Annotated in this window: 19 protein-coding genes; 9 read left to right on the forward strand and 10 right to left on the reverse strand. The window is 60.2% G+C overall.

The features are described from left to right. Window positions 1-97: 97 nt before the first annotated feature. The gene (locus tag AC1DVE_RS20790; protein ID WP_477784156.1) at window positions 98-1,747 is read right to left on the reverse strand and encodes a SulP family inorganic anion transporter; all 1,650 of its coding nucleotides are present in this window, start codon (window positions 1,745-1,747) and stop codon (window positions 98-100) included. Between the two features lie 94 nt (window positions 1,748-1,841). After that, window positions 1,842-3,122 carry a serine/threonine transporter gene (locus tag AC1DVE_RS20795; protein ID WP_223533571.1) on the reverse strand — a complete coding sequence of 427 codons (1,281 nt, stop codon included), beginning with the start codon at window positions 3,120-3,122 and terminating at the stop codon, window positions 1,842-1,844. A 376-nt stretch (window positions 3,123-3,498) separates the two neighbouring features. Here AC1DVE_RS20795 and AC1DVE_RS20800 point away from each other — a divergent pair, with 376 nt between their 5' ends. The 5 genes from AC1DVE_RS20800 to AC1DVE_RS20820 all read left to right on the forward strand — a co-directional run bounded on the left by AC1DVE_RS20800 (window position 3,499) and on the right by AC1DVE_RS20820 (window position 7,733). Further along, entirely contained in the window at window positions 3,499-3,882 is a 384-nt protein-coding gene (locus AC1DVE_RS20800) for a tautomerase family protein (protein ID WP_223458131.1), read from the forward strand. Window positions 3,883-3,910: 28 nt separating this feature from the next. Beyond that, the gene (locus AC1DVE_RS20805; RefSeq protein WP_223537549.1) at window positions 3,911-4,498 is read left to right on the forward strand and encodes a TetR/AcrR family transcriptional regulator; all 588 of its coding nucleotides are present in this window, start codon (window positions 3,911-3,913) and stop codon (window positions 4,496-4,498) included. Between the two features lie 144 nt (window positions 4,499-4,642). Further along, complete coding sequence (locus AC1DVE_RS20810; RefSeq protein ID WP_223458135.1) at window positions 4,643-5,608, forward strand: 2-hydroxyacid dehydrogenase; 966 nt, start codon at window positions 4,643-4,645, stop codon at window positions 5,606-5,608. Window positions 5,609-5,752: 144 nt separating this feature from the next. Continuing rightward, window positions 5,753-6,820, forward strand: a complete 1,068-nt coding sequence (locus tag AC1DVE_RS20815) for a phosphotransferase family protein (RefSeq protein WP_223458137.1) — start codon at window positions 5,753-5,755, stop codon at window positions 6,818-6,820. 145 nt (window positions 6,821-6,965) lie between these two features. Further along, a complete protein-coding gene (locus AC1DVE_RS20820) occupies window positions 6,966-7,733 on the forward strand; it encodes an SDR family oxidoreductase (RefSeq protein WP_008046696.1) in 768 nt (255 codons plus the stop codon). A 94-nt stretch (window positions 7,734-7,827) separates the two neighbouring features. Here the strand turns inward: AC1DVE_RS20820 and AC1DVE_RS20825 are convergent, their stop codons facing one another. The 7 genes from AC1DVE_RS20825 to AC1DVE_RS20855 all read right to left on the reverse strand — a co-directional run bounded on the left by AC1DVE_RS20825 (window position 7,828) and on the right by AC1DVE_RS20855 (window position 15,429). Beyond that, window positions 7,828-9,168, reverse strand: a complete 1,341-nt coding sequence (locus AC1DVE_RS20825) for a hypothetical protein (RefSeq protein WP_477784157.1) — start codon at window positions 9,166-9,168, stop codon at window positions 7,828-7,830. A 136-nt stretch (window positions 9,169-9,304) separates the two neighbouring features. Then, window positions 9,305-9,454 (reverse strand): hypothetical protein, encoded by a 150-nt coding sequence (locus AC1DVE_RS20830; RefSeq protein WP_223458141.1) that lies wholly within the window; start codon window positions 9,452-9,454, stop codon window positions 9,305-9,307. Window positions 9,455-9,857: 403 nt separating this feature from the next. Continuing rightward, window positions 9,858-10,958 (reverse strand): LuxR C-terminal-related transcriptional regulator, encoded by a 1,101-nt coding sequence (locus tag AC1DVE_RS20835; RefSeq protein WP_223533868.1) that lies wholly within the window; start codon window positions 10,956-10,958, stop codon window positions 9,858-9,860. A 128-nt stretch (window positions 10,959-11,086) separates the two neighbouring features. Beyond that, entirely contained in the window at window positions 11,087-11,980 is an 894-nt protein-coding gene (sigJ, locus tag AC1DVE_RS20840) for an RNA polymerase sigma factor SigJ (RefSeq protein WP_223458144.1), read from the reverse strand. Window positions 11,981-11,983: 3 nt separating this feature from the next. Then, window positions 11,984-12,418, reverse strand: a complete 435-nt coding sequence (locus AC1DVE_RS20845; RefSeq protein ID WP_477784158.1) for a carboxymuconolactone decarboxylase family protein — start codon at window positions 12,416-12,418, stop codon at window positions 11,984-11,986. A gap of 94 nt (window positions 12,419-12,512) precedes the next feature. Further along, complete coding sequence (locus AC1DVE_RS20850; protein ID WP_223533870.1) at window positions 12,513-13,796, reverse strand: Zn-dependent hydrolase; 1,284 nt, start codon at window positions 13,794-13,796, stop codon at window positions 12,513-12,515. A gap of 148 nt (window positions 13,797-13,944) precedes the next feature. Beyond that, a complete protein-coding gene (locus AC1DVE_RS20855; RefSeq protein ID WP_477784159.1) occupies window positions 13,945-15,429 on the reverse strand; it encodes an NCS1 family nucleobase:cation symporter-1 in 1,485 nt (494 codons plus the stop codon). A 541-nt stretch (window positions 15,430-15,970) separates the two neighbouring features. Between AC1DVE_RS20855 and hydA the strand changes: the two genes are divergently transcribed. From hydA to preA, 3 genes are all read left to right on the forward strand, one after another. Next, window positions 15,971-17,410: a dihydropyrimidinase gene (gene hydA / locus AC1DVE_RS20860; protein ID WP_223458152.1), complete on the forward strand. Its 1,440-nt coding sequence runs from the start codon at window positions 15,971-15,973 to the stop codon at window positions 17,408-17,410. 160 nt (window positions 17,411-17,570) lie between these two features. Beyond that, the gene (locus AC1DVE_RS20865; protein WP_223533872.1) at window positions 17,571-18,938 is read left to right on the forward strand and encodes an NAD(P)-dependent oxidoreductase; all 1,368 of its coding nucleotides are present in this window, start codon (window positions 17,571-17,573) and stop codon (window positions 18,936-18,938) included. After that, window positions 18,939-20,213 carry an NAD-dependent dihydropyrimidine dehydrogenase subunit PreA gene (gene preA, locus AC1DVE_RS20870; RefSeq protein WP_223458156.1) on the forward strand — a complete coding sequence of 425 codons (1,275 nt, stop codon included), beginning with the start codon at window positions 18,939-18,941 and terminating at the stop codon, window positions 20,211-20,213. It begins immediately after the preceding gene. Between the two features lie 128 nt (window positions 20,214-20,341). Here the strand turns inward: preA and AC1DVE_RS20875 are convergent, their stop codons facing one another. Beyond that, complete coding sequence (locus AC1DVE_RS20875; protein WP_008046717.1) at window positions 20,342-20,962, reverse strand: TetR/AcrR family transcriptional regulator; 621 nt, start codon at window positions 20,960-20,962, stop codon at window positions 20,342-20,344. Between the two features lie 135 nt (window positions 20,963-21,097). Here AC1DVE_RS20875 and copC point away from each other — a divergent pair, with 135 nt between their 5' ends. Next, window positions 21,098-21,463, forward strand: a complete 366-nt coding sequence (gene copC / locus AC1DVE_RS20880) for a copper homeostasis periplasmic binding protein CopC (RefSeq protein ID WP_223458158.1) — start codon at window positions 21,098-21,100, stop codon at window positions 21,461-21,463. The last annotated feature ends 3 nt before the right edge of the window (window positions 21,464-21,466 follow it).

A 21,466-nucleotide genomic window follows, 5' to 3' on the forward strand; every position in this document is an offset into this window, starting at 1 on the left:
TCGTGAGATGAGCGGCGTTTTTTTATGCCTGTAATGGTCAAACGCGATTCCTGTGGCGAGGGAGCTTGCTCCCTCGCCACAGACAATCACTCTTGGCTCACAGACCAGCTAGCGCCTGCTGCACCGCTCCATCAACACTCAACCCGCTCAGCACCACTCCGTTTGCCGCCAACTGCGGCAACACCGCCAACGCCGTTTGTGCGTCGTCCTTGAGACGCGCCAGAATCAGCCGTTTGCCTTCCTGATGCACCCGCATAAAAAACTCCTGCAACGCCTCGATGCTGGTGCCATCCAGATCAGGCGATTCCTCAAGACTGAGAATCACCGAATGAACAGGCACTTGTGAGTGCCGGATCAGACGCAAGGCACCACCAAGAATCCGCTCGACGTTGGCAAAGAACAACGCTTCACCCGGCCGCACAATCAACACGCCAGGCACGGCTTGCGCCGTTGGATGGCGTTGCAGGTCGACAAAGTCGTGACCGCCATCGATCCGCCCCAGAATCTGGATATCCGCCGCCGACATCTGCTTGAGCATCAGCAACACACTGATCGCCACCGCCACCAGCAAGCCGTCCAGCACCCCCAGCACCAACACCGCACCCACGGCGCAGACGACCAGCAAGCGGTCTCGGCGCCAGATGAAATAGCGTCCCAGCGGCTGCAGGCTCAAGCCGCGCCCCAAAGCATGGATGACGATGGCGGCGAGGATCGGTTCCGGAGTCAGGGCGATGTAAGGCAGCACCGTCAGCACGATGACCAGCACCACCAGCGCCGCCACGATACCGGCCAGGCGTGAAGTGGCACCCGCCGCCTCATTGGCCGACGTCGCCGAATACCCCGCTCCCGCCGGCATGCCGTGGAACAGGCCGGACAGCAGGTTGGAAGCCCCCAGCGCAAGCAAATCACGGTTCGAGGTGACGCGATCACCATGTTTTAACGCATAAGAGCTGATTGAGCCGTAGGACTCCGCATACAGAATCATCACCATGGCGAACGCCAATTCACCCAGACGCAGCCAGTCGGCAAACGGCAGTGCCGGCAGCTTCGGCACCTCCAGGCTCAGGTCGATCACGCCGATCAGCTTCACGCCATAGGCCGGCAGGTCCAGCCACTGCCCCGCCGCAATGCCGATCACCACCACCAACAAACCACCCGGCAAGCGCCGAAACTGCGCAAACAGCCATAACAAGGCCAATGCCACGGCGCCGACCGCCGCTGCAGCCCAGTTCCATTGCGGCAGTTGTTCCAGCAATGGCGGCAGGAAGCCCACCAGGTTGGCATCGGTCAAATGCACGCCGACCACACTGGCGACCTGCTTGAGGATGATGGTCAGCGCCAGGCCAAAGGCAAAGCCGCGCAGCACCGGTTTGGCGATAAACGAAGTCACGCTGCCGAGCTTGAACAGCCCCGCCAGCAAGAAAAACGCCCCGGTCACCAGCACCAGGCCGATGGCCAGGGTCGAGCGAAGCCCGGAGTCGCCATTGGCCAGGGTGGCGGTCGCGGCGGCCAGCACGGCGGCGGAGGATGAAGTGGCCGAGACAATCGCAAAGCGGCTGGTGCCCAACAGGCCATAACACAGCAACCCGGCGAACAAGGCGATCACCCCGGCCTGGGGCGCCAGTGCGGCGATGCTTGAATAGGCGACTGCTTCGGGCAGCAACAGGCCGGCAATCGACAAACCCGCCAGCAGGTCCTGCCAGCGATTGGGTTGTTCAACGGGGTTTGACGGTGAGGCGCTCGACAATCCGGTGTCTCCAGGCGAAAAAAAACCGCTGCACGTATCACGTGCAGCGGCCACTGTAGCTGTCAATCCGGCACTGCGCGAGCAGGCCGCTCGATCACGCGGTTAGCGAGTAGATCAACGCCGTGATCGCCACCAGGCCCACCGCCGTCACGAAGACGTTGGATGCCTGGCCGCGATAGCGTGCCATCGCCGGCACCTTGCGGATGGCGTACATCGGCATCAGGAACAGGATCGCCGCGATCACCGGGCCACCGAGGGTTTCGATCATGCCGAGGATGCTCGGGTTCAGCGTGGCGACGATCCAGCACACCACCAGCATGAACGCGGCGGTCATGCGGTCCAGGGCCTTGGCGGACGGACGCTTGCCGCTCTTGACGATCAGGCCTTTGAGGCCTTCGCTGGCGCCGATGTAGTGCCCCAGGAACGACTTGGAGATGGCCACGAAGGCAATCAACGGCGCCGCGAAGGCGATGGTCGGGTTGCTGAAGTGGTTGGCCAGGTACGACAGGATCGACAGGTTCTGCGCCTTGGCTTCAGCCAGTTGCGCCGGCGACAGGGTCAGCACGCAACTGAAGACGAAGAACAGCACCATCACCACCATCAGCAGGTGGGCGCGGGACAGGATCTGCGAGCTGCGCTCCTCGGCGTGCTCACCGTAGCGACGCTTCTGGTCCACGGCGAACGCCGAGATGATCGGCGAGTGGTTGAACGAGAACACCATCACCGGAATCGCCAGCCACAGGGTATGCAACAGCGCCGATGGTGCCGGCACGCTGCTCGCGGTAGCCAGGATGCCGCCGCTCCAGTGGGGAACCAGGTAAACCGCCAGGAACAGCAGCGCGACGATGAACGGGTAGACCATCAGGCTCATGGCCTTGACGATCAATTGCTCACCACAACGCACCACCGCCAGCAGACCGAGGATCAGCACCAGCGACAGCACGGCGCGCGGTGGCGGCGTGATGTGCAGTTGATGTTCCATAAAGCTGCCGACCGTGTTGGTCAGGGCCACGCTGTAGATCAGCAGGATCGGGAAAATCGCGAAGAAGTACAGCAAGGTGATCAGCGCGCCGGCCTTGATGCCGAAATGCTCTTCCACCACTTCAGTGATGTCGGCGCCTTCGCGACCGGACAGCACGAAGCGGGTCAGCCCGCGGTGTGCGTAGAACGTCATCGGAAACGCCAGCAACGCCAGGATCAGCAGCGGCCAGAAACCGCCCAGGCCTGCGTTGATCGGCAAAAACAGGGTTCCCGCACCAATCGCCGTACCAAACAGGCCCAGCATCCAGGTGGTGTCTTGGCGATTCCAGCTCGAAAGCGTCGCGGGTGTCGCTTCTACATAGCGTTCGTTAACGCTATTGGCCTGATCATTCATCCGGTGGGATCTCCACATTCCGGTCACTTGCGACCCGGCCAGGACGCGTCGGAATACCCGACAGGCAGCGCCCGGCCGAAACAGGGGCGGCATTCTGGGGGATTAGTGAGCAGAAGCAAAGACTTAGGTGAGGAACGGTGGTACCAGATAGTCGAAAAATACCCCTGTGGGAGCGAGCTTGCTCCGGGCGGCGTTCCGACGATAGCGGAGTATCAGTCGGAGAATATGTTGCATGTGCCGCAGCCATCGCGAGCAAGCTCGCTCCCACAAGGATCTGCGGTGCACCTGCGCTTCATCGCCAAAGCGCAGTCCGCACTTGATAAAGGTCGGGCGTCATGTATTTTTAACTGACCTGCATTCCTTCTGGAGTCTTCCCATGCCACTGGTTCGCGTCGACATCAAAAAACATCAGGACCCCACCCACGCCAAACGCATCGGCCAACTGATCTACGCCGCCATGCACAGCACCATCGGTGTGCCGCAGAACGATAATTTCCAGATACTCGCCGAACACGATGCGCAGCATTTCATCTTTGACCCCGGTTATCTGGGCATCAACCGCACGGACCAGTTGGTGGTAATCCAGATCACCATGAGCGAAGGCAGGACCGTCGAGCAGAAAAAACTCCTCTACAAAACCATCGCCGAGAGCCTTAACGCAGAGCTTGCCGTGCGCCAGGAGGACGTTTTCATTAATCTGGTGGAAGTGAAAAAAGAGAACTGGTCGTTCGGCAACGGGATTGCCCAATACGCCCTCTGATATTCAACCTGCAAACCGAGAATGACCCATGCCCCGAGTTTCCCGCAAACAAGCCGACCTCAACCGCGAAACCATAGTCGAAGCCGCCACCCGGCTGTTTCGCGAACGCGGCTTGCACGGGATCAGCGTTGTCGACGTGATGGCCGCCGCGGGCCTGACCCACGGCGGTTTCTACGGGCATTTCAAATCCAGGGAAGCCCTGGCGCAAGAGGCTAGCGGCCGGGCTTTCGAGCAGGCCGCGCAACGCTGGCAAGCGCGGGTGACCGAACAGGACAGCAAGGACGCCTCCCGCCGCGCCGTGGTCAAAACCTACTTGTCCAGCGAAAGCCGGGACAATCCGGGCGACAGCTGCCCGGTGGTGGCCTTCGCTGGCGACATGTGCCACGAGGCCGCCGAGAGCGGATTGCGCCAAACCTATCTGCAGGGCCTGAACAACCTGCTCGATTCCCTCGGCTCGCTGCTGGACGCAGAGGACGAAGCCAGCAAGCGCCAGCAGGCGCTGGTGCAGTATTCGCTGATGTTCGGTGCGCTGATGCTGTCCCGGGCCACCCGCGGCGATCCGCTGTCTGACGAAATTCTCGAGGCTGCCCGGGCCGTCCTCACGCCGTCGAAGTAAAGCGACCGCCCCCCAGCGCAATAAAAAGATCGCAGGCTTCGCCAGTTCCTGCACTGCGATCGCTGGTGGTTGCCAAGCCACCCTGAAATCAGCAATCTCAAGTGACGTTCGAGCCGATTTTTCGATGCCCACAGGGAGCCAAGCATGCCTGTAACCGTTCTGGTACTGGTTGAAACCATCAATGATTACCTGCCTATTCTCGAACATCAGGGTTTTCACCTGATCCTGGCCCCAACGCCCGCCGAGCGCGCCGAAGCCATCGCCCGCCATGCCGGGCAGATCGACGCCGTCCTCACCCGGGGCCCATTGGGGCTGTATGCCGACGAAATCGCCGCGCTGCCCAACCTCAAGATCATCTGCGTGATCGGCGCCGGCTATGAACACATCGACCTGCAGGCCGCCGCTGATCGCGGCATCACCGTCACCAACGGTGCGGGTGTGAATGCGTCCTCGGTGGCCGACCATGCCATGGCGATGTTGCTCGCACTGGTGCGTGATATTCCCCGTTGCGACGCAGCTGTACGCCGGGGCGAGTGGCCAAAAATCATGCGCCCTTCACTGGCCGGCAAACGCCTGGGTATTCTCGGCCTCGGCGCCGTCGGCATGGCCATCGCCAAACGCGCGTCCAATGGCTTCGACATGGCGGTGAGTTACCACAATCGTCAGCATCGCAGCGATGTGCCCTACACGTTCTGCTCGACGCCGACCGAACTGGCGCGCGCCTCTGACTTCCTGATCGTCGCCACGCCCGGCGGCCAGGGCACCAGGCACCTGATCAATCGCCAGGTACTCGACGCGTTGGGCCCCAATGGGTTTATCGTCAACATCGCCCGGGCCAGCGTGATTGCCACTGCCGACCTGATCAGCGCCCTGGAGCAACGCCGGATCGCCGGCGCCGCGCTGGATGTGTTCGACGCCGAACCGAAGGTGCCGGATGCACTCAAGACCCTGAACAACGTGATCCTCACCCCCCATGTCGCCGGGCTGTCCCCGGAAGCCACCCAGGGCACCGTCGAACTGGTGGGCAAGAACCTCGTGGCGTTTTTCTCCAATCAACCGGTGCTGACGCCGATCGACTTGCCGCCCGCCATGAGCCGGGTCGCCCATTGATGGCGATTCAAACAGCTGTATCAAAAACAATGATTGGCCGGCAACACGCTCACCTATAAGAGCCGTTCGCGGTTGTGGGTGCGCCGTGTGCGCATTAGATTAGCCAATAGTTTAAGGCCTCCAGAATAAGCAGAAGGGATAAGCATGGCGCTTAACGACCAGTCAACCCGTATCCGCACCGGCGAAGAGCTCGATGCCAGCCTGATCGATCCGTACCTCAAGGCCCATATTCCGGGGCTCAGCGGCTTGCCACGGATCAGCCAGTTTCCGGGCGGTGCTTCAAACCTCACCTACTTACTGGAATACCCCGAACAGGAATTCGTCCTGCGTCGCCCGCCCTTCGGCCACAAGGCCAAGTCGGCCCACGACATGGGCCGTGAATTCCGCATCCTCAATCAACTGCGCGACGGTTTTCCGTACTGCCCGAAAGCCTACGTGCACTGCACCGACGAAGCGGTGATCGGTGCCGAGTTCTATGTAATGGAACGGGTCAACGGCATCATCCTGCGCTCGGACCTGCCACCGGAATTGGGACTGGATTCGGTGAAAACCGAAGCCCTGTGCAAGAGTTTCATCGACAAGTTCGTGGAACTGCATCGCGTCGACTACAACGCCTACGGCCTGGGTGACCTCGGCAAACCCGAAGGCTACGTGGCGCGGCAAATCAAAGGCTGGAGCGATCGCTACGAAAAAGCCCTGACCCCCGATGCGCCACAATGGGCAACGGTCAAAGCCTGGCTCAACGACAAGATGCCGGCCGATCACCCAACCTCCAGCATCGTGCACAACGACTACCGCTTCGACAACGTGATCCTTGACCCGAACAACCCGATGCAGATCATCGGCGTGCTCGACTGGGAACTGACCACCCTCGGCGACCCGCTGATGGACCTGGGCAACACCCTCGCCTACTGGATCGAAGCCGATGATCCGGCGCCGGTGCAGATGATGCGCCGCCAGCCGAGCCACGCGCCGGGCATGCTCACACGCCGTGAGTTTGTCGATTACTACGCCGAACGCTCGGGCATCCGCATCGACAATTTCGACTTCTACTACACCTACGGCCTGTTTCGCCTGGCCGGCATCGTGCAGCAGATCTACTACCGCTTCTATCACGGCCAGACCCAGGACAAACGCTTCGCGCAGTTCATTCACATGAACAAGCTGCTTGAGCAGATGAGCTTGCAGGTCATCAACAAATCCAGCCTCTGAGATCCCCTGTAGGAGCGAGCCTGCTCGCGAAGGTCGTTAACGATAACGCTCGCTCACTGACCAACGCAGCAAGCCCGCCCACCAGACATCACTCGCCACACCCCGGCATTTGACTCGATAACAAGACTTTTTATAAGGGAATCCCATGTCCAAGACTCAGTTGTTCGACCTCGACGGCAAGATCGCTTTCGTCTCCGGCGCCAGCCGTGGCATCGGTGAAGCCATCGCCAAACTGCTGGCCCAGCAAGGCGCCCACGTGATTGTCTCCAGCCGCAAGCTTGAAGGCTGCCAGCACGTCGCCGATGCGATCATCGCCGCTGGCGGCAAGGCCACCGCCGTTGCCTGCCACATCGGCGAAATGGAACAGATCAGCCAGGTCTTCGCCGGCATCAAGGAACAGTTCGGCCGCCTCGACATCCTGGTCAACAACGCCGCGACCAACCCGCAGTTCTGCAACGTGCTGGACACCGACCTCAGCGCCTTCCAGAAAACCGTCGACGTGAACATCCGCGGCTACTTCTTCATGTCGGTCGAAGCCGGCAAGCTGATGCGCGAAAACGGTGGCGGCAGCATCATCAATGTGGCGTCGATCAACGGTGTTTCGCCGGGGATCTTCCAGGGCATCTACTCGGTGACCAAGGCAGCGGTCATCAACATGACCAAGGTGTTTGCCAAGGAATGCGCGCAGTTCGGGATTCGTTGCAATGCCTTGTTGCCAGGCCTCACCGATACTAAATTCGCTTCGGCACTGGTGAAAAACGAAGCCATTCTGAACACTGCTTTACAGCAGATTCCGCTCAAGCGGGTGGCGGATCCGAGTGAGATGGCCGGTGCAGTGCTTTACCTCGCCAGCGATGCTTCCAGCTATACCACTGGGGTTTCGTTGAATGTGGATGGTGGTTTCTTGTCCTGATACGCTTTGCGAATGAAAGAAAGGCAGCCGATTGGCTGCCTTTCTTTGTTTCATTTAGCCTTGTCGACTGCTCTCTATCTGATGCTCGAACTTTTCATATAGCTCGGCAAGGCAGCTTTATTTGAGTAGGGATCTCTCCCCCAACTTTGTCCATCGCCACCAATTCAAATCGCCCGGTCCTGTTGAGAGCGGTCACAAGCCAGGAGTGACTGGTTGTCGCCTGCCCAAATCGTGGAATACAGCCGACATCAGCGGGTAAAATTTCGCCAACATTGAAGTTCAACATCAATGGATAGCTACCTATCGGGCTATTGGACTTTGCCCTTAACGAGATTGTCCGATGAACGCCTCTTTTGAACTCAACGTCACCAGCGGGAGGCAAATTCCCGTCGACATATAGTTCTGTCTCATCCGACAAGTTACTCGATACCAACTTGCTGATAGCCAAGGTAATCGGCGTGGTCATGCCCCTGCCCCTCAGAGACAATTGGAACGTTCCGCTTTTTGTATTCCCGGTGATGACCCAGCTATACGTGAATCGCTCACTGCCGAAGGCTGGTATGCACACTATATTGGCGTAATCCAGTCCGCTTTTGTAAGCGCACATCAGCGCGACCGGAAGACCGGCCAGCGGGCTGCCTGATTTGGGGATCAATGAGACCGTTTGAGCCTTACCCCGAATAAACCAATTGCCCCCGGCAGGCACGGGGACGCCGCCAACCCTCACGTCTGCTTCATCCGCCAAGTTGCTCGATACGAGTTTGCTGATCGCCAAGGTAATCGGCGTGGTCATGCCCTTGCCCGTCAGCGCCAATTGGAACGTTCCGCTTTTTGTCCTCCCGGTGACGGCCCAGCTATACGTGGTTTGCCCACTTCCGAAGGCTGGTGCGCTCACGACGTTGGCGACATCCAGCCCACCTTTGATGGCGCAGGTCAGTGTGACCGGAAGACCGGCCAGTGGGCTGCCTGATTTGGGGGTCAACGTAACCGTTTGCGCATTATCCCGAATAAACCAATTGCCCCCGACAGGCACGGTGAAGCCGCCAATCTTCACGTCTGCCTCATCCGCCAGATTGCTCGAAATCACCAGGCTTCGGTGCTCCCAGGGCACCAGCTCTTCCCTGCTGAAAAACACCAAAGTGATGCGACCGCTCTTGCCCGCGTCCGGCGTAATCTTCCAATTGAACTTGCCAACGACGGGGACAACCCACTCGCCAAATTTTGGTGATGCAACGATGTTCAAACTGCCAGCCTCAGCCAGCCCCAGGTTGAGCGTCCGGGCGAGCGCGGGTGGAGCCTCCACGGTCACTTCGTTCTGCTGCCCACGGAGCAAAACGAGCTCCGCCCCCCACTCCACTTTCTTGCCGTTGATAAACAACGTGGCTTGTTCCCACGGGCTTGATTCAGTGGTTGCAGCTTTTATTTCGGCGGTCATGACGACGATTCCTTTTCAGCGATGGACATAAAAAACAGTCCGTTGACTATCAGGAAAAATCGACATGCCGGAAACTGTTATAAGTGACAGGCAAACTAAAACTAGTTGCGATAAAAACCGCTTCTGACTTGAGCTGTCAGCCACCCACGACTTTCGGCGACGGCCAGCCAAAAGGCACCGACAGCAGGCGCAATAACAAACTCACCGCACCGACGAAAGCCGAACTGGCATACAGATCGGCCTGCTGCACCCCATCGCCCAAAGCGACGATGAAGGAAATCACCATCCCCCCGAGCAGATCGAGGTTACTGCGCCCGGCTTTACTGCGTGACGCAGCGAGTCGTGGAAGTGACTCGGGTCACTTGTCCGTCTTCGCCCCGTACATCGCCCAGAACATCGGTTTTATCCATGGCCTGGCAGGTGCGTTCAGGAGGTGGCGGAGTGACCGCTGGAGGGGGTGGCGGACTGGCACAGCCGCCGAGAATCGCCACGCACAATGCCAGCGACAAAGGTGAGATAACGCGTTTCCCAAGAGTTTTCATAGGTTGACCCGCGATAAGTGATAGACACATTTTTGTGACAACAGAACCGGCGCGCAAAATCCACACACCTGTCACAAAAATAAATATCTGCGAATCGCTGATAGCCCGGATGGAGGCATTTGCACCTTAGCGCTGCCCCTTGGGCCGTCATTCACTGGAGAACAGTCCCCGCTCCCGCGCCCAGACAATCGCTTCGCTGCGGCTGTGCACATTGAGTTTGGAATACACTGCCGCCACATGGTTGCGCACGGTGTTCGGCGCGAGTTTCAGGCGCGCGGCGATTTCCTTGTCGGCCCGGCCTTCGCATATCAGGCCCAGCACATCGCGCTCACGGGTGGTCAGGTCGGTGAAGGACACACTGGGCAACTTCGGTGAATTGATGTTCTTCACGTTGGTCAGTTTTTCGATCAGCGTGCGGCTGAACCATGAGGCGTCCTTCATTGCTTCCTCAATGGCCGACACCAGTTCCAGCTCAGTGCGCCTGCGCTCGGTGATGTCCATCAGCACCAGTAGATAGCAGGGGTTGCCTTGAATGTTCACGATGTCCGCCGACACGGTGCAATCGATCAGCCCGGCGTCTTTTCGGCGCAAGCGCACATCGATGCGGTCCAGGCTGCCGGTTTTCTCCAGCGCAGCGAACAGCCAGATGCGCGCGTTTTTGTCATCGATGAAATCGATCTGCGCAATGCTGATGCCAAGCACGTCCTCACGGGGATAACCCAAGGTATCGAGGAACGCTTCGTTAACGTCCAGCACCCGTTGATCACCCGCGCCGCAAAGCAGAATCGGCACTGGCGACAGGCGAAACGCTGTGGCGAAGCGCTGCTCGGCGCAGGCCCGGTCGGTGACATCGTCCATGATCAACACCAGCGACTCCGGCTCGCCACGGCTATCGGCCAATACCAGGCTGCGCACGCGATGGACCCAGGTACGCTCTTCGTCCGCCGTCGACGTCACGTCCACCAGCACATCGCTGAACGTTTCGCCCCGCGCCACCCGGTTGATCGGGTAGCTGTCGGCAGGCACGACCTGATTGTTGCGATCACGCAGGGCAAAGCGTTTGGCATACGCCTTGGCGCTGGTACCCAGGTCGCTGATCTGCGAGGCACCGTGCATGGCCAGCGCCGCCTCGTTGGCCCACAGGATGCTCTGGTCGGGATCGAGCAGAATCACCCCATCGGACAAGCCGGCGATGATTTGCTGCAACTGGCGGCGATTGGCTTGCGTGGTCAAGACGTCCTGGCTCATTTCGACTCCACAAGTAGAGTGACCCTGTGAAGACTACGACCGCCGGAGTTCTGGTTAGTGCAATGAACCTTGTGGGATCTCCATCATTTTCTGTCGGCGAAAAGCTTGAAGGGCCGGTGGTCCTTTGACTAGTGCACGTTAAAGGACGCACCCAGCCCTGCCAGCTTGTCCGGATTACGCATGATGAAAACCCGATTCACCCGCCCCATTTCATCGAAACCAAACGTCACCGACGCGGTGATAACACCGTCGGCTTTAATGATGACGCCTTGGGCACCATTGATTTCAATGGGCAGCCATTCATACGTTTGCCAATAGGCGTGCAACGACTGGCCAATGAAATCCAGCACGCTTTCGATGCCAAACAGCGTTTCACGGATCGCCGAAGCCTTGCCGCCGCTGTCGGCGCAGAGTTCGACGTCTTCGCTCAGCATCGCGCTCAAGTTCGCCGTAGAGCCACTGGCAATGGCGTTGTGGAAGGCGCTCAGCAACTGGTTTTGCCGCACAGGTTCCGGTTGATAGCGGGTTTGGGCACTGCCAAGACTCGCCTTGGCCCGAGACACCAGTTTGCGGCAAGCGGCTTCCTGCACCCCGACCGCATCAGCGACCTGCGGGTAATCCATGTCGAAGATTTCGTACAGCAGGTACGCGGCACGCTCCTTGGGTGTCAGCCGCTCCAGCAACAACACGAATGCGGTGGACAGCGACGAAGCCAGTTCATGCATCTGCTCGGGTGAGTCCTGATGGGCCGTGTGAATCGGCTCCGGCAGCCAGGTACCGATGTAATCCACCCGCGACTTGTGCGCCGACCGGAGCAGGTCAATGCAATGACGGGTGCATGCGGTGGTCAGCCAGGCGGCCGGCGTGGCGATGGAGGCCCGGTCGGCCTCCAGCCACTTGATGAACAACTCTTGCACCGCATCCTCGGCTTCGACGCGCGATCCGAGAATGCGATAGGCCAGACCGAGCAAAAAGGGCCGGCGCTGCTCGAACACAGTCGCGGCGTTTTCAGCGCAGTTCATCAATCAGTGCCTCGACACCTGTAAGCGGTTCCACAGGTTGATCATGCCGATCTCGGCCGTCAAGGCGCCGATCTGTTCGTCATTGAAATGCGCCCTCAGCTCACCGCGCAGGCTGGCGTAATCGGTTTTTTCATCCAGTACCGTCAAGGCTTCGGTCCACGCCAGCGCGGCGCGCTCCGCAGGGCTGAAGTCACTGACGTGACGCCAGACGATCAGGCGATCCAGACGCTCGTTGGTTTCATTGGCTTCCCGGGCTTCGCGGGTGTGCATCTTTACGCAGAACCCGCATTGGTTGATCTGCGAGGCGCGCAGGTGGATCAAGTGCTTGAGGGCGGGATCGAGATCATGCTGATCGAGCGCGACATGGACCTGGGCCAGGCTTTCGAAAACCTGTGGGATCGCTTGCAGCAGGTTGACCGCTTGGATGTTGGACGACATCGTGTTGCTCCACTGATTGAGGGATTCAACAGGATGACGATTGAGGATTGCGCGTTGTGACGTGCGCTGAAAATTTCAGCGCACGTCACTCGGCTCAGGCTGCCAGCTCGCCCTTCGCCACCGCCGCCGAAGCCGCCAGCATCGCTCGCAACAGCACCGCACAGCCGGCCGCCAGGTCATCCGGCGCGGCGTTTTCGATTTCGTTGTGGCTGATGCCGCCTTCGCATGGCACGAAGATCATTCCGGCCGGGCCGAGTTCGGCGAGGAAGATCGCGTCGTGGCCTGCGCCACTGACGATGTCCATGTGCGACAGGCCCAGGCTTTGGGCGGCGCCGCGCACAGCTTCGACGCAGCCTTTGTCGAAGTACAGCGGCGGGAAGTCGGCCGTTGGCGTCAGCTCGAAGGTCAGGCCGTGTTCGTCGCAGGTGGTTTCGATGACTTCGCGCACTTCGGCGATCATCGAGTCCAGGCGCGCCGGTTCCAGGTGCCGGAAGTCCAGGGTCATGCGCACTTCGCCGGGGATGACGTTGCGCGAGCCGGGATAGGCTTGCAGGCAACCGACGGTGCCGCAGGCATGGGGTTGATGGCTGAGGGCTGCGCGGTTGAGCGCTCCGACGATCACCGCGGCGCCGACCAGGGCGTCCTTGCGCAGGTGCATCGGGGTCGGGCCGGCGTGGGCTTCGACGCCGCGCAGTTTGAGGTCAAACCATTTCTGCCCGAGGGCGCCCATGACCACGCCTATGGTCTTGCGTTCGTCTTCCAGGATCGGGCCTTGCTCGATGTGGGCTTCGAAGTAGGCACCGACTTTGTGGCCACTGACTTTACGCTGGCCGGCGTAGCCAATGGCATTCAGCGCTTCGCCCACCGTCACGCCCTCGGCATCGACCTTGGCCAGGGTTTCCTCGAGAGTGAATTTTTCCGCGAACACGCCGGAACCCATCATGCACGGGGCGAAGCGCGAGCCTTCCTCGTTGGTCCAGACCACCACTTCCAGCGGCGCTTCGGTTTCGATGTTGAGGTCATTGAGGGTGCGCAACACTTCGACGCCCGCCAGCACACCGAAGCAACCATCGAACTTGCCGCCGGTGGGCTGGGTGTCGATGTGGCTGCCGGTCATCACCGGTGGCAGGTCGGGATTGCGCCCGGGACGACGGGCGAAGATATTGCCGACGGCGTCGATGCTGACGGTGCAGCCGGCATCGATACACCATTTGACGAAAATGTCCCGGGCCTGGCGGTCGAGATCGGTCAGGGCCAGGCGACACACGCCGCCCTTGACCGTGGCGCCGAGCTTGGCCAGTTCCATGAGCGATTGCCACAGGCGGTCGCGGTTGATGTGCTGATGGCTGGACTGCAGAACGTCTATGGCCGCGTTCATGATGATCTCCTCAGGCTGTTCTTGTGTGTTTCTTCAGGCAATTTGTTGGTGAACTTGAGGCCGCCATCGCGGGCAAGCCCGCTCCCACAGGTTTTGTGAACACCCGAGAACCCTGTGGGAGTGGGCTTGCCCGCGATGAGGCCCTCCCTTACACCGCAGATTTCGCGACAGATGGGCTAGGTCTCATCACACTCAACCCATAATAAATAACCCCACCCAGCGCCGAGCCGGTAAACCAGCCATAGCTGTAGAACCAGCTAAACGCATCGCTGCCCAGGGACAACAGGGTCAACACCACCGGCACGCCGAAAGCAATGAAGCCGCTCCAGTTCCACGCCGGATACACGTCATCCCTGTACAAACCCGCGAGGTCCAGTTGCTGTTTCTTGATCAGGAAATAGTCCACCACCATGATCCCGGCAATTGGCCCCAGCAGGCTGGAATAGCCGAGCAACCAGTTGGAATAGACGGTTTCGAGACTGACGTCCGAGATGATCAGGCCGAGTTTTTTCAGCAGCTCATGGGCCATCAATGCCAACCCGACAAACCCGGTGAGCAATACTGCCTTGGTGCGGTTGATCGCCTTGGGCGCGATGTTCTGGAAGTCATTGGTCGGCGACACGATGTTGGCCGCCGTGTTGGTCGACAGCGTGGCAATGATGATCAGCGCCATCGCCAGTGCGACCCAAACCGGGCTCTGGATATGACCGATCAGCGTCACCGGATCAGAAACCGTCACCCCCACCAGTTTCACCGACGCGGCGGTCATCACCACGCCGAGGGACGCGAACAGGAACATGGTCAGCGGCAAACCGATGATCTGCCCGACAATCTGGTCCTTCTGGCTTTTTGCGTAGCGACTGAAGTCCGGAATGTTCAGTGACAGCGTGGCCCAAAAGCCGACCATCGCCGTCAGCCCGGCGGCGAAGTAGCTGGCCACGCCGGCGCCTTCGGGACGCTTGGCCGGAATTGCCAGCAATTCGCTCATCGACACGTTGGGCATGGCCCAGACCAGCAGGCCTACGCCCACCAGCACCAACAACGGCGCCGACAGGGTTTCCAGCCATTTGATCGACTCGGCGCCGCGAATCACCACCCACAGGTTCAGCGCCCAGAACACCATGAAGCCGATGACTTCGCCGGTGCCGCCCAGGGATTTCCAGCCCTCGAACACCGAGCCGAGGAACAGGTGAATCGCCAGCCCGCCGAACATGGTCTGGATGCCGAACCAGCCACACGCCACCAGGGCGCGGATCAGGCACGGAATGTTGGAACCGAGCACGCCGAAGGACGAGCGCAGCAACACCGGAAAGGGAATGCCGTACTTGGTGCCGGGAAAGGCGTTCAGGGTCAGGGGAATCAGCACGATGATGTTGGCGAACAGAATCGCCAGCAGCGCTTCACCGACGGTCAGGCCGAAGTACGCGGTCAGCACGCCGCCGAGGGTGTAGGTCGGCACGCAGATCGCCATACCCACCCACAGCGCGGTGATGTGCCATTTGTTCCAGGTGCGTTCGCGCACCTTGGTCGGTGCAATGTCGTGGTTGTAACGGGGACTGTCGAGGACATCGCTGCCGGCTTCGAGCTCGAACAAGCGGTCGCGCTCGGTCACTTGCGATCTGATCTGTTGCATGGCCGCTCCACTGTTCTTTTGATTATTGTTGCTCATCAGGGGCTGGCGGCATCAATAAACGTGCCGTGTGCCCCGATTACGCATCGGGCAGTTCCATAAACACATTGCAACCAACTGATGTTTATCAGTTTTATTCGCTGACTCGACTATTTGTCAGGCCACTCAGGCCGAATGCCAGGCAAGTTGTCCGGACAGTCAGGACTCAAACTGGTGCGTTGATCTTTTTTTCAATGGCTGCACATCAACCATAGACCATACTCAAACAGCTGATTTCACATAGGAAATCTTGACTATTTTTCGATCCTGTCAAGTGCGTCAAAATGGTGAGCGGCCTCACCATTTTGGTGATTCTTGAATTTAATCGTTAAATATCAATTAGTTAACAACATAATAAGCTTATAAAAAATATTCTTGCCGATTCGGATAACTGCAGCTAGCGTTTAATCCTGACAGCACTGACAGGAATCGATCTGTCTTGACTGTTTTTGTATAGAACATCTAGAACCGGCATAAACCGGTCATTGCCTGCGAGGAACTCGGAATGTCTCTGTTGATCCGTGGCGCCACCATTATTACCCATGATGAAAGTTATCGCGCCGATGTGTATTGCGCAGACGGCGTGATCAAGGCCATCGGCGAAAATCTCGATGTTCCTGCCGGCGCCGAAGTGCTCGACGGCAGCGGCCAATACCTGATGCCCGGCGGCATCGACCCGCACACCCACATGCAACTGCCCTTCATGGGCACCGTGGCCAGCGAAGACTTCTACAGCGGCACGGCGGCGGGACTGGCCGGCGGCACCACCTCGATCATCGACTTCGTGATTCCCAATCCGCAGCAATCCTTGCTCGAAGCCTTCCATCAGTGGCGCGGCTGGGCCGAGAAGTCGGCGTCGGACTACGGCTTTCATGTCGCCATCACCTGGTGGAGCGAACAGGTCCGCGAGGAAATGGCTGAGTTGGTCAGCCAGCACGGCGTCAACAGCTTCAAGCATTTCATGGCCTACAAGAACGCAATCATGGCCGCCGATGACACCCTGGTGGCGAGTTTCGAACGCTGCCTGGAACTGGGCGCGGTGCCCACCGTTCACGCGGAAAACGGTGAACTGGTGTATCACTTGCAACGCAAGCTGATGGCCCAGGGCATCACCGGGCCGGAAGCGCATCCCCTGTCGCGTCCTTCACAGGTTGAAGGCGAAGCCGCGAGCCGGGCAATCCGCATCGCCGAAACCCTGGGTACGCCGCTGTACCTGGTCCACGTCTCGACCAAGGAAGCCCTGGACGAAATCACCTACGCACGGGGCAAGGGCCAGCCGGTCTACGGCGAAGTACTGGCCGGGCACCTGCTGCTGGACGACAGCGTCTATCGCGATCCGGACTGGCAAACCGCCGCCGGTTACGTGATGAGCCCGCCGTTCCGTCCTCGCGGCCATCAAGAGGCGCTCTGGCATGGCCTGCAATCGGGCAACCTGCACACCACCGCCACTGACCACTGCTGCTTCTGCGCCGAGCAGAAAGCCGCTGGCCGCGACGACTTCAGCAAGATCCCCAACGGCACCGCCGGCATCGAAGACCGCATGGCAGTGCTGTGGGATGAAGGGGTGAACAGTGGACGCTTTTCGATGCAGCAATTCGTCGCGCTGACGTCCACCAACACGGCGAAGATCTTCAACCTCTACCCACGCAAGGGCGCGATTCGCGTGGGCGCCGATGCCGACCTGGTGCTGTGGGATCCGCAGGGCACGCGGACCATTTCCGCCAAGACCCACCATCAGCAGGTGGACTTCAACATCTTCGAAGGCAAGACCGTGCGCGGCGTGCCCAGCCACACCATCAGCCAGGGCCGCGTGGTCTGGGCCGACGGCGACCTGCGGGCCGAACGCGGGGCCGGGCGCTATATCGAACGGCCGGCGTATCCGGCGGTGTTTGATTTGCTGAGCAAGCGAGCTGAGTTGCACAAGCCGGTTGCGGTGAAACGCTGAAAGCGGCCTGCGGCCTATCGCGGGCGAGCCCGCTCCCACAGGTTTTGTGAACACCCGAGATCCCTGTGGGAGCGAGCTTGCTCGCGATGACGTCAGCCCAGACAACACAAAAACAATGCCCATAAGAGGCAGCACCTCAAATAACCGTGAGGCCAATACCGTGATCAAGACCCTGGACCATCTCCCGCATCCCCATGAGGATGCGGCCGCCCTCGCCGGCCACTTCACCGACCTGGCGCCGCCGCTCAACGAGCGCCAGGCGCAACTGGAAGCCTCGCGCTGCCTGTATTGCTACGACGCGCCCTGCGTCAATGCCTGTCCGAGCGAGATCGACATCCCCTCGTTCATCCGCAACATTGCGCAGGACAACGTGCAAGGCGCCGCGCAGAAAATCCTCTCGGCCAACATCCTCGGCGGCAGTTGCGCCCGGGTGTGTCCGACGGAAATTCTTTGCCAGCAAGCCTGTGTACGTAACAACGCCCACGAATGTGCGCCGGTCATGATCGGCCTGTTACAACGCTACGCCGTGGACAATGCCCACTTCAGCACACACCCCTTCCAGCGCGCTGCCGCCACCGGCAAACGCATCGCCGTGGTGGGTGCCGGTCCGGCCGGTTTGTCCTGCGCCCACCGCAGCGCCATGCACGGGCATGACGTGGTGATCTTCGAGGCGAGGGAAAAGGCTGGCGGCCTCAATGAATACGGGATCGCCAAATACAAACTGGTGGATGACTACGCGCAAAAGGAGCTTGAGTTCCTCTTGGAAATTGGCGGCATCGAAATCCGTCACGGGCAGAAACTCGGGGACAACCTGACCCTCAGCGAACTGCACCAACAGTTCGATGCGGTGTTCCTCGGCCTCGGGCTCAATGCCAGCAAACAGCTGGGTCTGGCCCACGAAGACGCGCCCGGCCTGCTCGCCGCCACCGACTACATCCGCGAACTGCGCCAGGCCGATGACCTGAGCCAGTTGCCCCTGGCCGACCACTGCATTGTCCTCGGCGCGGGCAACACCGCCATCGACATGGCGGTGCAAATGGCCCGCCTCGGCGCCCACGACGTGAATCTGGTGTACCGCCGTGGCGTCGAGGACATGGGTGCCACCCATCACGAACAGGACATTGCCAAGGCCAATCAGGTGCGGCTGATGACCTGGGCACAACCGGAAGAAGTGCTGCTCGATGACCAGGGCCGCGTGCGCGGCATGCGTTTCGCCCGCACCTGTCTGGTGGAAGGTCGCCTGCAAACCACCGGTGAAACCTTCGAAATGGCCGCCGATGCGATCTTCAAGGCCATCGGCCAGGCCTTCGACGGCAACGCCCTCAGCGATCCGCTGGCCCGTGAGCTCAAGCGCCAGGGCGAACGGATTGAAGTCGATGAAAACCTGCGCACCAGCATCCCCGGCGTGTATGCCGGCGGCGACTGCACCAGCCTCGATCAAGACCTCACCGTGCAAGCCGTGCAGCATGGCAAGCGAGCCGCCGAGGCGATCAATGCTCAACTGATGCTCAACGTGGAGGCTGCGTAAATGGCCGATCTGTCGATTGTGTTCGCCGGCATCAAAGCACCCAATCCATTCTGGCTGGCCTCCGCGCCGCCGACCGACAAGGCCTACAACGTGGTCCGCGCCTTCGAGGCCGGCTGGGGCGGCGTGGTCTGGAAAACCCTGGGGGAGGACCCGGCGGCGGTGAACGTGTCGTCGCGCTACTCGGCGCACTTCGGGGCGAACCGGGAGGTACTGGGCTTTAACAACATCGAGCTGATTACTGACCGCTCGCTGGAGATCAACCTGCGGGAAATCACCCAGGTCAAAAAGGACTGGCCGGACCGTGCGCTGATCGTGTCCTTGATGGTGCCTTGCGTCGAAGAGTCCTGGAAAAACATCCTGCCGCTGGTGGAGGCCACCGGCGCCGATGGCATCGAGCTGAACTTCGGTTGCCCCCACGGCATGCCGGAACGGGGCATGGGTGCGGCGGTCGGCCAGGTGCCGGAATATGTGGAACAGGTCACCCGCTGGTGCAAGACGTATTGCTCGTTGCCGGTGATCGTCAAGCTCACGCCGAACATCACCGACATCCGCGTCGCCGCCCGCGCCGCCCACCGAGGCGGTGCCGATGCGGTGTCGTTGATCAACACCATCAACTCGATCACCAGCGTCAACCTCGAGCGCATGGTCGCCAACCCCATGGTCGGCAGCCAAAGCACCCACGGCGGTTACTGCGGCTCGGCGGTCAAGCCGATTGCCTTGAACATGGTCGCCGAAATCGCCCGCGACCCGCAGACCCAGGGCCTGCCGATCAGCGGCATCGGCGGCATTGGCAACTGGCGCGACGCCGCGGAATTCATCGCCCTGGGCAGCGGCTCGGTGCAAGTGTGCACGGCGGCGATGTTGCACGGCTTCCGGATTGTCGAAGAGATGAAGGACGGCTTGTCGCGCTGGATGGACAGTCAGGGCTATGCCAGCATCTCAGAGTTTTCCGGCCGCGCGGTGGGCAATACCACGGACTGGAAGTACCTGGACATCAACTATCAAGTGATCGCGAAGATTGATCAGGAGGCGTGCATCGGTTGCGGTCGTTGTCATATCGCTTGTGAAGACACCTCGCACCAGGCGGTGGCCAGCCTCAAGCAAGCGGACGGCACTCACAAGTATCAAGTGATCGATGAGGAGTGCGTGGGCTGCAACCTGTGCCAGATCACCTGCCCGGTGCAGGACTGCATCGAGATGGTGCCGGTGGAAACTGGCAAGCCGTTCCTGGACTGGAATCATGATCCGAGGAATCCGTATCACGTCAGCCCTTGAGGTCAGCGGYGTTTGAGCTGACGCCATCGTCGGAGCGCCGCCCGGAGCAGGCTCGCTCCCACATTGGATTGCATTTCAATGTGGGAGCGAGCCTGCTCGCGATGAGGCCCGCCGCTACACCACAAGTCTCAAGGCTCCAACCCAATCCCCCGCAAAATCACACTGGTCACCGTCTGCACCGCCTTTTCGAACTGCATGTCCGACAGCGGCTGGTGATCGTTGAGAATATTCACCTGGTGATCGAAGTCGGCGTAGTGCTGGGTCGAAGCCCAGATCATGTACAGCAAGCTCGATGGCTCCACCGGCAGGATGCGTTTGTCGTCCACCCACTGGCGGATTTTCGCTTCCTTCATCTTGGCCCAGTCGTACAGGCTCGCATCCAGCGCTTCGCCGAGGGTCGGCGCGCCATGGATGATTTCGTTGGCCCAGACTTTCGAGCCATACGGCCGGCTGCGGGAATGGTTCATCTTGGCGCGGATGTAGCTGCTGAGCACCACACGCGGGTCGTCGAACATCTCGAAGCACAGCGCGTCCTGCTTCCAGACTTCCAGCAAGTCGAAGAGCACGGCGCTGTACAACTCGGTCTTGGTGCTGAAGTAGTAATGCAGGTTGGAGCGCGGCAGTTGCACTTCAGCGGCGATGTCGGCCATGGCGGTGCTGCCGAAGCCCTTTTCAGCGAAGACCTTTTCCGCCCCCAACAGGATTTTTTCGACGTTACTGCGACGAATCTCGATCTTGTGATTGCCCATGCGGATCCCCGACAACAACGTTGAGCAAGACTAGCATCCGCTCTGGACTGCGGCGACAGGTGAAAACGAAACTTCGTACAGCCGCCGTCGTAAAGCTAAACTCTGCGCACTTGGAAACTGCCTGAGGTCCCCACGATGCTGCTCAAGAAAACCCTGACCGTCGCTGCCCTGCTCGGCTCGCTACTCGCTGCCTCTTCGGTGTTTGCCCACGCCCACCTGAAAAGCCAGACACCGGCCGCCGACAGCACCGTGGCCGCGCCGGCGCAATTGCGCCTGGAGTTCTCCGAGGGTATCGAGGCCAGTTTCACTAAAGTCACGCTGACCCGGGATGGCGCACCGGTGGCGGTCAAAGCGCTGACCACCGAAGGCAGCGACAAAAAGACCCTGATCGTCACCCCGGCCGCGCCGTTGACCGCCGGCGCCTACAAAGTCGAATGGCACGCCGTGTCCGTCGACACCCACAAAAGCGAAGGTGCCTATGCCTTCAAGGTTGGCCAGTAATTC

This window comes from Pseudomonas sp. P4_B4 (assembly GCF_056402255.1).